Genomic DNA, 14447 nt, shown 5'->3' with positions numbered 1-14447 from the left:
AATACCAGCGCATCCGAACGTTCAAGCGTCACGAGTCTCGGGTGGGTGTCGGCGGATCACGCCAGGGTGACGTGCATGCCGCCCTCGGCCAGAGCACCCAGGACCTCGGCGAACAGGTCGTAGGGCCGGCCGTCCGGTGTCATGGCCTGGGACAGGTGCTCGCGTGCGGTCGCGGCGTTTCGCCACAGGAGGGTTGCGGGCGCGGTGTAACCGAAGGTGCCGCGCAGGCAGTCGTCGAGGGCGGCCAGACAGCCGCCGAAGTAGCCACCCGGCCCGTTCACCGCCTCGCCCAGCGCCAGGTAGAGGCCCGGTTCGTCGGTGACGTGCCGACCGTCGAGTTCATAGGCGTGACCAGCCGGCCGGTCGCCGTGGGGGCGCCGACAGGGCCGCTCACGGACGAGGTCGAGCCAGGCCCCGCGGCGCCGGGTGTCCAGGCCCGCCCAGGTGCTCAGGGTGTCCGGCGGCCCGGCGAGCCACCGCTCCCAGACGGGCCGGGCGTATTCGGGAACAGGTGTGAAGAGCTTTCCGTCGAGTTCCAGGTCGATCAGACCGGTCTCGTAGGAGGACGGGTGCCAGGCGCTGACTTTGGTCCACAGCAGCCGAGCGGTGAGCGGCTCGCCTTGGTCGTCATGTATCTCCAGGGCGGCCTCCTCCAGATCCAGCGCCCTGCGAGTGCCCTTCATCAATGCGGCCCGCAGCTGATCACCCTGGGCGAGCCCGCGCAGGACGAGTGGGGGCGCCACCTGCTCGGCCGGCAGGACGCGGGCGAGTTCCCGGCAGGAGCCCAGCCACCGGTGCCCGTCGTGCACCCGGACACGACCCGTGTGTCCCTCGGGTGGACTCTCGTAGTCGTCCAGACCGGTGAGCACGAGACTGTCCGCCCCCCGGACCCGCCCTGGGCTCTCCGCGTCCTCCAGCAGCCAGGGCTCACGTGTGTCGTCGTCCGGCACCAGCCATACGCGGCTGCCGACCCAGCCCCGGACATCGGCGCCTTCCGGTACCCAGCCGAACAGTTCATAAGTCCCGCGCCGGGGCTCCCCGAAGAGGCCGTCTACCGCAGAGCACACGCCCCAGACGTGGCCGTGCTCCGTGTCCGTCAGCGTGTACCGCCCGTGCCCACGATGGTCCCTGTCCTCACGCACGGTGGTAATCATGCCCACACCAGGCTTTGGCGGCGAAGCCGTTTCCCGGTCGGTCACCGCGCAGGCGGCCGGGGCGGGGCTACTGGTGCGAGTGCCGGACCGAGGACTTGATCGAGCAGGAGCGGCCGGCGCTCAGGAACGGTCGCCACCCCCGGAAGAACGGTGACTGCGGCCTACCCCACCGACGGTTTCCTGGGCGCCGCCTCTTTGGGAAGCCGCATGGTGGGTCAGCACCTTCATGATCTCCGAGGCCAGCGCATCTGCCAGGGCGGGCGCGAGAGATTCCGCCAGTGCGGTCGCCAGGGTCTGTGCGAGCAGCACCCTTTCCAGTTCGGAAGAACGGGTGGGGGGCTGGGACAGGGACGCCACGACCGCTTCCATCAGGGCTCCCGCCATTGGATCCTTTCCACGTCGCATACCAATGCCGGTATGCGGGATTCCGGCATCGCGCACAATTTCCTCGAAGACCTCGTCGATGAAGGCCTCCAAGGGATCCCGTTCCGATTGTCCGCCCGACTCAGCTGCCATTCTGATTCCTCAAGTCTTCGATTGCCGTACGGGGCCTGCCCCCCGATGCTGACGACTGCAACGATCGGGGGGCAGGGGGTCGCCATTTCCTATTAGCGGCGCATGAGCGCAGCGAGGAGAAGCGGGTGCTCGATGATCGACTCGCCGCGCTCCTCACGGCGCCGACGCATCAACGCGGCGAGCAGAAGCGGGTGCTCGATGCCCGACTCCTCACCACGCTCCTCACGGCGGCGCATCAGCGCGGCCAGGAGAAGCGGGTGCTCGATGATCGACTCGCCGCGCTCCTCACGGCGCCGACGCATCAGCGCGGCGAGCAGAAGCGGGTGCTCGATGATCGACTCCTCACCACGCTCCTTACGACGGCGCATGAGCGCGGCCAGGAGAAGTGGGTGCTCGATGATCGACTCCTCACCGCCCTCTTCGCGGCGTCGCGCGAGCGCGGCGAGGAGAAGCGGATGGTCGACGATCGGTTCCTCGCCGCGCTCCTCACGACGGGACAGCATCGCTGCCAGCAGGAGCGGACCGAAGGCGGATTCCTCGCCGAACTCTTCCTGGCCTGCAGCGGCCTTTTCTCGAGTGGGAGTCTCCGTCGTTGCCGTCATGGTTCCCTCTTTCTTTGACGCATGACTCAGCGGAGTGCTCGACTGCCACGGCTCGCACTCCGCCCTTCACCGCCATCGTCGAGGCATGCGACGCTGACCGCACTTCGATCATGCGTTACCCGGCCGCGAAAATTCCCGGAACTCACGCAACACTGGTTGCGAAATAGAGAAAACGAGGGAACAAGCATGTTCCAGAGCTAATCGCATGCGGATTGGGCCGCGTGGCCCAGCCAGTGATGCCGGACGCGGTGCGTATGGGGTCCGGCCCTGCGCTGACAGATCCAGCTCCCCGTGAACGTTTCTGCAGGTCAGCACGGTTATCTCTTGATCACTCACGGCAGTGAATCAACCGGAATCCTGCAACCAGCCGCGATGTGACGCAGTTGTCCCAGGTGCTCATCAGGAAATCACCAGAAAGGGACCGCCTTGGTCACGCCGTACCTCACGCGCCTCGCCACTGCTCTGGCCTCAGCAGGGGCTCTTGTCCTCGCCGCCTCGACCGGTGCGCACGCCACAGCGATCGGGACGACTCCCGTGCGCACCTTCGAGTACAGCGTGGGCGGTGTGACGATGAAGGTCCCGACGGGCTGCATGTTCACCCACATCATCCGGGGAAGCGGGAGGAGGATCACGTATCAGAACGCCGGCGTCGACTGCGCCTTCGTCGGGGCGCTCAGCAGCGGCTTCTGCAACTGGCGCATCGACTTCACGTACGCCGACACCGACAACCACACCTACCGCACCTCACGCGGCAGGACGCACAACGAGTGCAAGATCGACCCGATGCGGAACAACTCTCCCCAGCGACTGCCTCGTTATGGCAAGGCGTGCGCTCACCTCCTCGTCAACGGAGTGCGGCGCGTGAGCCAGTGCCACCACATCACGAAGTGAGTAGCTCATGATCGAGCAGCAACCCGGACAGGACTCGGACCAGGTACCGGGCAGGTGGCGGCGTCGGAGCCGGATCGCCGTGTTTCTTGGGGGTCTTGTCGCCACGCTCGCCTTCTTCGCCTTCTTCCCCGGGCTGCCGCACGTCATCGACGGGGGCGCCATCCTCGTGTCCCTCGCTGTGGGTGGACTTGCTCAGTGGGGGTGCCGGACCTGGATGACCAGGGCCGCGAAGAAGAGAGCGGAACGTGTGTGATCGCCGCGGGAAGATCATGTCAGAGTGACCCCATGACGACGCCAGAAGACACCGCCGTAGTGGTCGACGAGGTCGAGGGGCTCGCGGTGGACGGGCTGCGGTGGTTGGGTGTCGTGGCGCGGGAGACCCGTGGCGGGGGGCTCGGCTGGGCGACCCGGGCCTCGGAGGGTGAGATCAATCCGATGCTCTACAGCGGTACGGCCGGGATCGTCCCCGGACTTCTGGAGGCTTGGCGGCACTTCGGTGACGACTCCTACGCCGACACCGCCCTGCGCGCCGCCCGCGGTCTCGCGGAGTTCGTCGACGGGGCCGACGACGACTCCCTCTACTTCGGCCGTACCGGAATGGCCGTCGTCCTGCGGGCCGTTCACGACAAGCTCGGTGACTCGGCCGCCGGCGCCGCCGCGGACCGTGCGCTGGAAGTCGTGCGGTCGCGCTTCGACGGGACACGCTGGGGCGAGTTGTTCGAGCTGATGGGCGGCAACGCGGGGATCGGTCTGGGCGCGCTGGTGGCCGGTGACGCCGAGCTGGCCGTCCTCGCCGTGGAGCCGTATCTGCGGACGGCGGAGCAGACCCCGGCCGGGGTGCAGTGGGCCCACCGGGCGGGCGTGGAGTCCCGGTTGCACCACATCTCGCACGGCACCCTCGGTATCGTCCTGGCGCTTGCCCGGATCGGGCGGGCCACCGGTCGTGCGGACCTGGTCGAGCTGGCGCTGGCCGGTGCCGCGGACGTCGTCGCGCGTGACGAAGCGGGGGCGGAGGGCTTCCTGGTGCCGCACTCCACCCCGCTGTACCGCCCCGATGTGGTCGAGCCCATCAGTTACGGCTGGTGTCACGGGCCGGCCGGGGACGCCCAGGTCTTCCGGCTGCTGCGGGACATCACCGTCGACCCCGTCTGGGCCGCCCTCGCCGACCGCTGCTGGCTCACGGTCTCCCGTTCCGGCCTGCCCCGGCGGCTGCGCCCCGGCTTCTGGGACAACAACGGCCGCTGCTGCGGCACCGCGGGCGTCCTCGCCCTGGCCTGTGATCGGATCGCCGAGCAGTCCGACCCGTACGACTTCGCCGACCTCCTCGTCGCCGACCTCGCCGCCCGCGCGATCCGGGACGGCGACGGCGCCCGCTGGTCCAACGTCGCGCACCGGCCCACCCCTGGCGACCTCGAACCGTGCGCCGGCTGGGCCATGGGCAACGCGGGCATCGTCCGCGAACTCCTGCGCTTCGTACGGCTGAGCCGCGGGGGCGATCCCCGGTACGCGTTCGCCTGGCCCGATCAGCCGCCCGTGGTGCCCACTCGGCCTCAGCCTCAGGCTCATCCTCAAGCTCAGGCCACGATCCGCCCCCTCCCCCTTTCTTGACGCATTCATGACGCGAGCGGCCGCATCCATTCGGCCATAGCCGGTGTCCTTCCCCGTGTCCGTGCCCTTGCGAGGAATGGAGTGCCATGGAAGGCACCGTGGTGGCGGTCGTCGTGGTGGCGCTGTTGGCGCTGCTCGTGCTGAAGAGCGGTATGCGGGTGGTCAACCAGGTGGAGCGCGGGGTCGTGTTCCGGTGGGGGAAGGCGCTGCCGAGCTACCGGCAGCCGGGCGTCACCTTCCTGATCCCCTTCGCCGACCGTATGCGCAAGGTGAACGTGCAGGTCGTGGCCATGCCCGTGCCCACGCAGGAGGGCATCACCAAGGACAACGTGTCGGTGAAGGTGGACGCGGTCGTGTACTTCCGGGTGACCGACCCGGTGCGCGCCGCCATCGAGGTGCAGGACTACATCTTCGCCGTCGGGCAGGTCGCCCAGTCCTCCCTGCGGTCCGTCATCGGCAAGAGTGATCTGGACGACCTGTTGAGTGACCGGGAGCGGCTGCACGAAGGGCTGGCCCTGATGATCGACAGTCCGGCCGCGGGGTGGGGTATTCACATCGATCGCGTCGAGATCAAGGACGTACAGCTGCCCGAGTCGCTGAAGCGGTCCATGTCGCGGCAGGCCGAGGCCGAGCGGGAGCGGCGGGCCCGGGTCATCACCGCCGACGGTGAGTTCCAGGCCGCGCAGCAGCTCGCCAACGCGTCCCGGATCATGTCCGACACGCCGGAGGCCATGCAGCTGCGGCTGCTGCAGACGGTCGTCGAGGTGGCCGCCGAGAAGAACTCCACGCTCGTGATGCCGTTCCCCGTCGAGCTGTTGCGCTACTTCGACCGGGCCGTGAAGAAGATCGACGCCGACCTCAGCGTGCCTCCGTCGCAGCAGGCTCCCGCCCCGGCTCCGGAGAACACCGCTCCGCAGAGCACCGCTCCGGAGACCTCCGCTGCGGAGAGCGCCGAGCGGCCGTAGCCAGCGCCAGCGTCACGCACACCGAGCCCGCCGCCATCACCGTCATCCCCACGGCGGGCGAGGTGAGCTGGGACACCGCGCCGGCCAGCGAGGCACTCACGCCTTGCAGGGTGAGCATGCCGGACGAGTGCAGACCCAGAGCCTGACCGGCGAGTTCGGCGGGGGTCAGGTCCATCAGCCGCTCCTGCTGGACCAGGCTCGCGCCGAAGCCCACGGAGGCGACCGTCACGCACACCAGCGCCACGGCCAGGGGCGGACGCGCGCAGAACACCAGGTACGGCGTCGCCAGCAGCAGCAACAGGGGCGTGGCCAGCCGGTGTCGTACCCCGGGCGGGAGCAGGCGGCCCACCGTCACGTCGCCCACGAACATGCCGAGCGCCCCGCAGGCGAACAGGGTGCCGGCCGCGTGCGGCGCGTACGACACGTACAGCGACTCGCAGCCGACGACCAGCCCGTTGGGCAGCCACAGGCCCAGATAGGTGAGGCGGCGCGGGCGGGACGACCACAGCAGGGCGTTGGTGCGCCAGGTCACCGACGCGGAGGGGCGGCCCGCGGTGCGGGGTGGGCGGGCGGTCAGGCCCAGGCGCAGCACCAGCGCGGCCGTCAGATACAGGGCCGCCGACAGCAGCAGGCAGACCTGCGGGGAGAGCGCGGCGAGCAGTGCGCCGCCGGTGGCGAAACCGGCGATCTGCATCAGCCCGCTCATCATGTTGAACAGCGAACGCCCGGGCAGATAGCCGTCCTTGGCGAGGATCTCGTTCAGCAGGCCCCAGCGGACCCCGCCGCCGAGGGAGGCCACGAGACCCAGCGCGAGGAGGAGCGCGAACACCGCGCCCACCGGCAGACCGGGCAGCGCCTGTACGGCCGTACCGGCGGCGAAGGCCAGCGCGATCGCCGACAGCGCCGTACGCGGGGGCAGCCGGTCGGCGCCGGACAGCAGGAAGGTCGCGCCCAGCATCTGGGCGAGCGACGGGCCGAACATGCTCACCGCCGACAGCAGCGGGGAGCCGGTGGACCGGTAGACGAGCGTGCCGAGGGCGAGGCCGCCGACGGTCTGGGCGGCCGTCTGGGCGGCCGAGCCGAGGAAGAGCGGGGTGAACTCCGGGGTGCGGAACAGGGATCGGTAGCTGGGCATGCCCGGGAGTCTCGGGCGGTCGCGAGCGGGCTCGTTATTGTTTCGCCTCAGTGCGAAAGGTCGTACGGCCGTGAGGGGGGTGCGGAAGTGGGCTGGTGGCAGCTCAACGCGGACACGCTCGCCCACAGCCGGTTCGTCATCTCACCGCTCGCCGAGACCTTCGCGAGCCTGAGGCTGCTGCAGGTGCGGGACGCCGCCCATCCCGGTGAGCAGGAGTGGCTGCGCACCCATCTGCCCGCCTATCGGGCGTGGCTGGCGGCCGAGCCGGTGACGGCACGGCTGGTGCGGGCGACGCTCGGCCGGCCATGGATCGCCGACTTCCTGACGCCGACGCCGAGGGACGGGGAGGCGTTCGCGGACGAGGTCGCCCGGGTCCGCTCGACCCCGCCGGACGCCGCCCGCGCCCATCTGCGTACCTCGCTCGCCGGGCCGCTCCCCGCCGAGCTGGACCGGGACGACCTGCCCGAGCAGGCGGCCGCGCTGCTGGAGTGGGTGTGGGAGACGACCGTACGACCGTCCTGGGAGCGGCGCCGGCGGGTGCTGGAGGCCGATGTGGTCGCGCGGACGGCGCAGGTGAGCCGGGGCGGCTGGGTGAGCGTGCTGGACGCCCTGCGGCCCGGGCGCACGCGCTGGCTCGGCGAGAACCGGCTGCAGATCAATCTGCACGAGTACCCGCCGCGGGAGATCTCCGGGGCCGAGCTGGTCTTCGTGCCGGTGACCGTGCAGCGGGCGGGCTGGGTGGCCTGGGAGGACGGGGTGCGGTACGCGGCGGTCTACCCGTGCGCCGGTGCCCTCACCCATCCTGCCGAGCGGGCTGTCCCCTCCGCCCTGGGTGCGCTGCTCGGTCCGGGCCGCGCCGCCATCCTCACCCTCCTCGACTCGCCCATGAGCACCACCCAGCTGACGGCGGTGACGGGGCAGGGGCTGGGGTCGGTGGGGCGCCATCTGAAGGTGCTGCGGGAGGCGGGGCTGGTGGAGCGGTGGAGGGCGGGGCGGTCGGTGCTGTATGCGAGGACGGCGGCGGGGGACGTGCTGGTGGAGGCACCGGGGCGGCTGCCGGCCGGGAGTGGGGACGCTCACCGCCGCCGGCCGCAGGGCACTGCGGCTCCTCCCGGTACGCCGGTGGGCGCATAGCATCCAGGCATGACCAATGTGCTGAACGTCGACATCGATGCCCTCGCCGGCGGCCCCGCGGACCTCTCCCAGTACGCCGGAAAGGCCGTCCTCATCGTGAACGTCGCCTCCAAGTGCGGCCTCACCCCCCAGTACACGGGCCTGGAGAAGCTCCAGGAGCGGTACGCCGAGCGCGGGTTCACCGTGCTCGGTGTGCCCTGCAACCAGTTCCTCGGGCAGGAGCCCGGCAGCGCCGAGGAGATCGCGGAGTTCTGCTCGGCGACGTACGGCGTGACCTTCCCGCTGACCGAGAAGGTCGAGGTGAACGGCGAGGGCCGGCACCCGCTGTACGAGCGGCTCGTCGGGTTCGCCGATGCCGAGGGGCACAGCGGTGACATCCGCTGGAACTTCGAGAAGTTCCTGATCGGCCGGGACGGCACGGTCGTCGCCCGGTTCTCGCCGCAGACCGAGCCGGAGTCCGCCGAGGTCGTGGCGGCCATCGAGGGGCAGCTGGCCTGACCGGTTGACCTTGCCCCTGGGGCAAGCGGGAGCGTCCCTGTCGCCGGGCGGAAAGAGCCGCCCGGTGACGGAGGATGGCAATCGTGGACGACGACCTGCTCACCATCGGCGCGTTCGCCGCGCGGGCCCGGCTGTCGGCCAAGGCGCTGCGGCTGTACGACCGGCTCGGCCTGCTGGCACCGGCGCAGGTGGACGAGACCAGCGGCTACCGCTATTACCGCGCCGACCAGATCGAGCGCGCCCGGCTGGTGGCCCTGCTGCGGCAGCTGGACATGCCGCTGGCCCGGATCGCCGAGGTGCTCGGGGCCGAGGGCGGCCCCGAGGCCGCGGGCCGGCTGGCCGCCTACTGGGCGGACGTGGAGGCCCGGGTGGCCGGACAGCGGACGCTCGCCGAGTACCTCCGTGGACGGCTGTCGGGGAGGAGCTCCGAGATGTACGAGAAATTCGTGATCGAGACCGTGGACGTGCCGGCCCAGGTGGTGCTCACCGAGTCGCGGCACACGCTGGCGGACGAGCTGCCGACGTGGATCGGCGCATCGCTGGACCGGCTGGTGGCGGCCGCGCGGGAGTGCGGGGGCGTCACGGGAGCGCCGTTCGTGGTCTACCACTCCGAAGTCTCGATGGAGAGCGACGGCCCGGCCGAGTCCTGTGTGCCGGTGGCCGACGAGGCGGCGGCCCGGGCGTGGGCCGCCGAGCGGGGGCGGGCCTGGGAGACGGCGGTACGGGTGGAGCCGGCGGCCCGGCTGGCCTACACCCGGATCACCAAGGCCCAGGTGGCGCACCCGCAGATCCTGGCCGCCTTCGAGGCGGTGGAGCAGTGGATGGCCGGGGAGGGGCTGGAGATGACGGGGCCCTGCCGTGAGATCTACTTCGCGGACTGGGACGCGGCGGGCCCGCAGGACCCGGTGTGCGACGTGGCGTTCCCGGTGGTGCCATCCACGAGGACGGCGTGACCGCACCCCCGAACACCTGACCGCACCCCGAACAGAAAAGGCCCTCTCGGCAAGGACGGCGACCGGTCGAGAGGGCTCTTCTGGTAGTGCTTGTGAAGTTGTTTCTTCGGGGGTGTCGTTACGGACGAAGGTCAGGGAGAACCCCCTAGGCCTTGACCGAGGCCACGAAGGCGTTCCACGCGTCGGCGGGGAAGGCCAGGACCGGGCCCTCGGTGACCTTGGAGTCACGGACGGCGAGTTCGGCGTCGGTGGGCGACTTGACCTCGACGCAGGCGCCGTTGCCCGCGGAATAGGAGGACTTCATCCACGTCTCCGAAGCGCCCTGAATCAGTGCCATGTCCACTCCTGTTGCGAGTTGCGGTAGTGCGGTTCACGCCAACCTTGTCGTCTGATTGGCGTGATCGACGCTACCGGGCAACTGCCTCTGCTGGAGTAGTCGTTCACTCGACCGGATGGCATATTCCAGAGGAGCCTTCCGCTGGGGCGGACCGACGGTGTACGATCCGCCGCCCTCCGTGACGGCAGCTCATTCGGCGTAGTCTTTGGCCACCTTTGCAATGAACTGCCGGGATTGCTCCACATTGAGGGACTGCGCCCGCAGATGCTCGTACATCACGGCGTACCGCTGCACGTCCTGGGCCTTCTCCAGGTACAGGTCGCTGGTGACGCCCTCCAGGTACACCACGCTGGAGTCGGCCGCGTCCGTGAACTCCAGGATCGCGTACTGGCCGTTGAGCCCCGGATGGGCGCCCACCTCGAACGGCAGCACCTGCACGGTGACGTGCGGCAGCTGGGACATCTCGATCAGGTGTTCCAGCTGCTCGCGCATCACCAGCTTGCTGCCGACGACCCGCTTCAGCGCCGCCTCGTCGAGCACGACCCACAGCCGGAGCGGGTTGTTCTCGGCGGTGATACGTTCCTGTCGGCGCATGCGCACCTGCACACGCTTCTCGATCTCGGCGGTCGACGTCTCCGGCAGCGCACCCTGCACCAGGGCCTCCGCGTAGGCGCGGGTCTGCAACAGACCGGTCACCAGCTGGGGTTCGTACACCCGCAGCGACTCGGCGTCGGTCTCCAGGCCGATGTACACGCTGTACGGGATGTCCCCGAAGGTGTGCCACCACCCCTGCTGCCGCGAATCGCGGGCCATCTCCATCAGCGAGTCGACGATCCGCTGGTCCTCGACCTCGTACACCCCGCACAGGTCGCGCACATCGCGCTGGCTGATGCTTCTCCGGCCGTTCTCCAGCCGACTGATCTTCGACTGCGACACCAGCAGTCGTTCCGCCACTTCCTCGGCCGTCATGCCCTTGAGCTCGCGGAGCCTGCGCAGCTCCTGGCCCAGCCGGCGCCGCCTGACGGTGGGATTGACATTGGACGCCACGGGACGTGCACCTCCGGCTGTCTGCCTGTACTAACACTTTCCGTATCTGCTGTTGAGCAGACTGCCACCAAGGTGCTTTCTACCGCTGGGAAATGGTGGATATGCGGCGCGTACGCGTCAGTTCGCCACGGCTCGCCACCCGATGGTGTGCCCGGACGCAGTCGAGCGGGACGGCGAGATCCCAAGGGAGGATCTCACCGCCCCGCTCTGACCAGCGGCTCCCGAACCGGGTCTGGGCGAACCGGGGTTGCGGCTCAGTGGGCCACGGCGCGTGCCATGGATCCGCGGTGCGGCTGCATCGGAACCCCGCGTGCGGGTTCCGCCGCGGACCGGGCGGCTGCCGCGCCCTGCCGCCCGGTGGCGGCCGGGCCGCGGCGCGGCTGCGCGGCCGCCCCGTTCTGCACGTCCATCACGGCGTGCGCGACAAGACCGCCCATGGGGTCGTGCCGGATCAGATCCCGCAACCGGGACCGCGAGGACCGGCCCTCGTTCCCCGGGTACAGGTGCTTGCCCAGTCCGACGGCGTGCGCGAGGGCGGCGAGCGCCGCGGTCCGCGGGTCCGGCGGTACGCCGGTGCGGATCGCGGAATCCAGCCGGGCTCGGATCTCCCGGCTGATGGCGGTGTCCGTCGCCTGGTAGCGCGTCGTCGGCAGCACCCCGCACATCTGACCCGGTACGGCGGCGACCATGCCGCACCGCTCCAGATGCGAGAGGTAGACCTGGCGAAGCCCCAGCCGTGGCCCGCCGATCCAGTGAACAGCCCGCACGGGAGCGCCGCGCCTTCGCAGCAACTCCAACGCACAGTCCAAAGTCGGATCTCCAGTCGGCCGTGGTACCACCACGGCGATACGATCCCCGTCTGGGGCTATCCGTCCGGCCAGCGCCAGCTCCACTAGCTGTGCTCCGGCCAGACCGAGGTCGAGCGACTGCGGCTGCGCAGTGGTACCCGTGGCCGGGTCCAGTGCCAGCAGCAGAAGCTCCTCCGGAAGTGTTCTGCGGCTCCTGCCCATCCATGCCTCCCCGCGTGGATGAATGACAGGGTGACCCCTCTCACATTGGTCTGTCGAGGGTGCGTGACCGGTTCGTGAGGGAACCGGTAGGTATGTCGTTCTCGTCTACCGCAGGGGCCAAGCCCTCACACAGGACACTGGTACATGGTTCGGACAGGGCGCGCGCGTGGGCGCGCGCCGCATGGAGGAGGCATCGGTGGCGGGCGAGTCCCCCGACAGGTCGAAGCAGCGCGAGTCGTCGGCAGAACCGACGTCGGGGAGCGCGGGTCCGGTTCCCGAGGCACGCGATCCGCGCCTCGCGGTCTCCCGCGAAAAGGATTCCTCGCCCGGCGGCGTGGATACCGCGACGAAGATCCTGTCGGTCCGTGACGCGAAATCCCCCGCGCCGGAAACCCCGTCGGAGGACACCGCCCTGCGCGACGCGGTCTCCTCCTGGGTCCGCGGCGCCGCCCCCACCGACACCGACACACCTGCAAACCCCAAGCGGACGGCGGGGGATGAGGGGGAGACCGGTGCCACGGCCGCCGAAGCCACGGCGGACACGGGTACGGACGAGAAGGCGGACGCGGGTTCCGACGCGGACGCAAAGGCTGACGCCGACGCGGACTCCGACGCGGGTGCGGAGGCGGAGGCCGGCGCTGACGCGGGCGAGAAGGCGGCTGCCGACGACACCGAGAAGGCCGACGCGGAGGCGGACTCCGAAGCTGACAAGAAGGCCGAAGCCGGCGAAGGCGAAGGCGGAGCCGAGGCGGATGAGGCCGAGGACGGGCCGGAGGCCGCCGACGGCGAGGACGCCCCGCAGGGGCCACCCGCAGCCGACGACGAGAGCCGCACGGGTGGTGCGGGTGGGAGCACGGACGCCGAAGGCGAAGCCGAGGCGGACGAGGACGCGAAGACGGAACCCGAGGACACCCCCGCCAAAGCGCCGCAGGCTGACGCGTCCGTCGATCAGCCCACCGCCATTTTCAAGGCCGTAAAGCCCAAGTCGGCCCCCCAGGTCGACCAGCCCACCACCATGCTGAAGCTCGGGCCGAAGTCCAAGACCCCCGAGCCCGACCCCGAGCGCACCAGCAAGTTCGTCGCGCTCAAGAACGACATGGCACCGGCCACCAAGCCGACGGCCAAGCCGGCCACCAAGCCTGCCGCCAAGCCGGAGGCCAAGCCGGACGCCACCACCCCCGTCCCCCACGTCGGCCCCGAGCGCACCACCCAGCAGCCCCTCCCCCCGAAGCCCCCGCTGGACCTCCTGGCGGAGCTGACGAACACGCCCCCGCCCCCGGAGACCCCGGTCCGCACGCTGGTGCGGAGGATCAAGATCTGGACCCCCCTGGCCCTGCTCCTGGTGATCATCTTTGCGGTCGTACAGGCCGTACGCCCGCTGCCGTCCCCCACGCTCGGGCTCACCGCCAAGGACACGTACACGTTCGACGGCGGCCGGACGAACCTGCCCTGGCCGGGCGAGGGCCAGGGCTGGATAGACGTCGACGGTATCGGCACGATGGGCCACTTCGGTCAGCAGAAGCCCGTGGCCATCGGCTCGGTCGCCAAGACCATGACCGCGTACATCATCCTCCGGGACCACCCGCTGAAGCCGGGGCAGGACGGCCCGAGGATCAAGATCGATCCGAAGGCCGAGACGGAGGGCGGCTACGACAAGGCCGGTGAGTCCACGCTCAACACCGTCAAGGCCGGCGACTCCCTCACCGAGAAGCAGGCCCTGTCCGCCGTCATGATCCCCTCCGCCAACAACATCGCGCGGCTGCTCGCGCGCTGGGACGTCGGCTCGGAGGCGGCGTTCGTGCAGAAGATGAACGCCACCGCCAAGGAACTGGGGATGGCCGACACGACGTACACCGACCCCTCGGGTCTGAAGGAGAGCACCATCTCCACGGCCGAGGACCAGGTGAAGCTCGGCCGTGCGGTCGTCAAGAACCCGGCCCTGGTCGCCATCACCAGCGCGGCCAGCTGGACCGACCCCACCGGCCACTACTGGACCAACTACAACGAGCTGCCGTTCCGCATGGGCGCGATCGGCATCAAGACCGGCAGCACCACGGCGGCCGGCGGCAACCTGCTCTTCGCCTCCCGCAAGCAGGTCGGCGGCCGGACGGTCACCCTCGTCGGCGCGATCCTCGGCCAGCACAAGCCGAAGATCCTCGACACGGTCAACAAGGTCAGCAAGACGGCGCTGCTCGCCGCCCAGGACGCGCTGACCTCGTCGACGATCCTGAAGAAGGGCGACGTGGTCGGCTATGTGGACGACCAGCTCGGCGGCCACACCCCGGTCGTGATCACGAAGGACGTCGTCGCGGTCGGCTGGGCGGGCCTGGAGGCCAAGCTGTCGTTCGCCTCCGGCAAGGTGCCGCACACCGCGAAGGCCGGCACCGAGGTCGGCTCGCTCACCGTGGGTGACGGGACCGCCGGGGCCGTCAAGGTCCCGGTGGCCCTGCAGAAGGACCTGGCCGAGCCCGGCTTCGGCGCCAAGCTGACCCGTCTGGGCTGACCTCCGGGCCGGACGCGTCGCCGTCCGTCCGCCCGGCCGCGCACCCCGTCGTCGGAGCCCCACCCGGGGGCCCCGCGGCGGGGTGCGTGCTAGC

General features: G+C 70.2%; 15 protein-coding genes. 8 read left to right on the top strand and 7 right to left on the bottom strand.

Annotated features, from left to right (window positions below; all coding sequences use genetic code 11):
* Window positions 1-56 precede the first annotated feature (56 nt).
* From ACWC0C_RS01745 to ACWC0C_RS01735, 3 genes are all read right to left on the bottom strand, one after another.
* Window positions 57-1154, bottom strand: coding sequence for a barstar family protein (locus tag ACWC0C_RS01745; protein ID WP_450860828.1), 1098 nt, complete (start codon window positions 1152-1154; stop codon window positions 57-59).
* A gap of 120 nt (window positions 1155-1274) precedes the next feature.
* The gene (locus tag ACWC0C_RS01740; protein ID WP_450860826.1) at window positions 1275-1670 is read right to left on the bottom strand and encodes a hypothetical protein; all 396 of its coding nucleotides are present in this window, start codon (window positions 1668-1670) and stop codon (window positions 1275-1277) included.
* A 92-nt stretch (window positions 1671-1762) separates the two neighbouring features.
* Window positions 1763-2272, bottom strand: a complete 510-nt coding sequence (locus tag ACWC0C_RS01735; protein WP_450860824.1) for a hypothetical protein — start codon at window positions 2270-2272, stop codon at window positions 1763-1765.
* Between the two features lie 534 nt (window positions 2273-2806).
* Between ACWC0C_RS01735 and ACWC0C_RS01730 the strand changes: the two genes are divergently transcribed.
* The 4 genes from ACWC0C_RS01730 (at window position 2807) to ACWC0C_RS01715 (ending at window position 5736) form a co-directional block, all read left to right on the top strand.
* A complete protein-coding gene (locus tag ACWC0C_RS01730; RefSeq protein WP_450860822.1) occupies window positions 2807-3163 on the top strand; it encodes a hypothetical protein in 357 nt (118 codons plus the stop codon).
* A 7-nt stretch (window positions 3164-3170) separates the two neighbouring features.
* On the top strand, window positions 3171-3416 hold the full coding sequence (locus ACWC0C_RS01725) for a hypothetical protein (RefSeq protein ID WP_450860821.1): 246 nt from the start codon (window positions 3171-3173) through the stop codon (window positions 3414-3416).
* Window positions 3417-3448: 32 nt separating this feature from the next.
* Window positions 3449-4771, top strand: a complete 1323-nt coding sequence (locus tag ACWC0C_RS01720; RefSeq protein ID WP_450860819.1) for a lanthionine synthetase LanC family protein — start codon at window positions 3449-3451, stop codon at window positions 4769-4771.
* An 86-nt stretch (window positions 4772-4857) separates the two neighbouring features.
* The gene (locus tag ACWC0C_RS01715) at window positions 4858-5736 is read left to right on the top strand and encodes a slipin family protein (RefSeq protein WP_450860817.1); all 879 of its coding nucleotides are present in this window, start codon (window positions 4858-4860) and stop codon (window positions 5734-5736) included.
* Here the strand turns inward: ACWC0C_RS01715 and ACWC0C_RS01710 are convergent.
* A complete protein-coding gene (locus tag ACWC0C_RS01710) occupies window positions 5630-6871 on the bottom strand; it encodes an MFS transporter (RefSeq protein WP_450860816.1) in 1242 nt (413 codons plus the stop codon). The genes ACWC0C_RS01715 and ACWC0C_RS01710 overlap by 107 nt on opposite strands.
* Window positions 6872-6958: 87 nt before the next feature.
* Between ACWC0C_RS01710 and ACWC0C_RS01705 the strand changes: the two genes are divergently transcribed.
* From ACWC0C_RS01705 to ACWC0C_RS01695, 3 genes are all read left to right on the top strand, one after another.
* Window positions 6959-8005 carry an ArsR/SmtB family transcription factor gene (locus tag ACWC0C_RS01705; protein WP_450860814.1) on the top strand — a complete coding sequence of 349 codons (1047 nt, stop codon included), beginning with the start codon at window positions 6959-6961 and terminating at the stop codon, window positions 8003-8005.
* 9 nt (window positions 8006-8014) lie between these two features.
* Window positions 8015-8503 (top strand): glutathione peroxidase, encoded by a 489-nt coding sequence (locus tag ACWC0C_RS01700; protein WP_450860812.1) that lies wholly within the window; start codon window positions 8015-8017, stop codon window positions 8501-8503.
* A gap of 74 nt (window positions 8504-8577) precedes the next feature.
* Window positions 8578-9456, top strand: coding sequence for a MerR family transcriptional regulator (locus tag ACWC0C_RS01695; protein ID WP_450860810.1), 879 nt, complete (start codon window positions 8578-8580; stop codon window positions 9454-9456).
* 145 nt (window positions 9457-9601) lie between these two features.
* Here the strand turns inward: ACWC0C_RS01695 and ACWC0C_RS01690 are convergent, their stop codons facing one another.
* The 3 genes from ACWC0C_RS01690 to ACWC0C_RS01680 all read right to left on the bottom strand — a co-directional run bounded on the left by ACWC0C_RS01690 (window position 9602) and on the right by ACWC0C_RS01680 (window position 11850).
* A complete protein-coding gene (locus ACWC0C_RS01690; RefSeq protein ID WP_449198735.1) occupies window positions 9602-9793 on the bottom strand; it encodes a DUF397 domain-containing protein in 192 nt (63 codons plus the stop codon).
* Window positions 9794-9982: 189 nt separating this feature from the next.
* Window positions 9983-10840, bottom strand: coding sequence for a helix-turn-helix domain-containing protein (locus tag ACWC0C_RS01685; RefSeq protein WP_450860808.1), 858 nt, complete (start codon window positions 10838-10840; stop codon window positions 9983-9985).
* 254 nt (window positions 10841-11094) lie between these two features.
* Window positions 11095-11850, bottom strand: a complete 756-nt coding sequence (locus ACWC0C_RS01680; protein WP_449198737.1) for a GOLPH3/VPS74 family protein — start codon at window positions 11848-11850, stop codon at window positions 11095-11097.
* 196 nt (window positions 11851-12046) lie between these two features.
* On the opposite strand from ACWC0C_RS01680, the gene ACWC0C_RS01675 reads away from it, so the two are divergent.
* Complete coding sequence (locus ACWC0C_RS01675; protein WP_450860806.1) at window positions 12047-14353, top strand: D-alanyl-D-alanine carboxypeptidase; 2307 nt, start codon at window positions 12047-12049, stop codon at window positions 14351-14353.
* The last annotated feature ends 94 nt before the right edge of the window (window positions 14354-14447 follow it).

The organism is Streptomyces sp. NPDC001709 (assembly GCF_053596375.1).
This window is presented reverse-complemented; position numbering and strand designations above follow the sequence as displayed.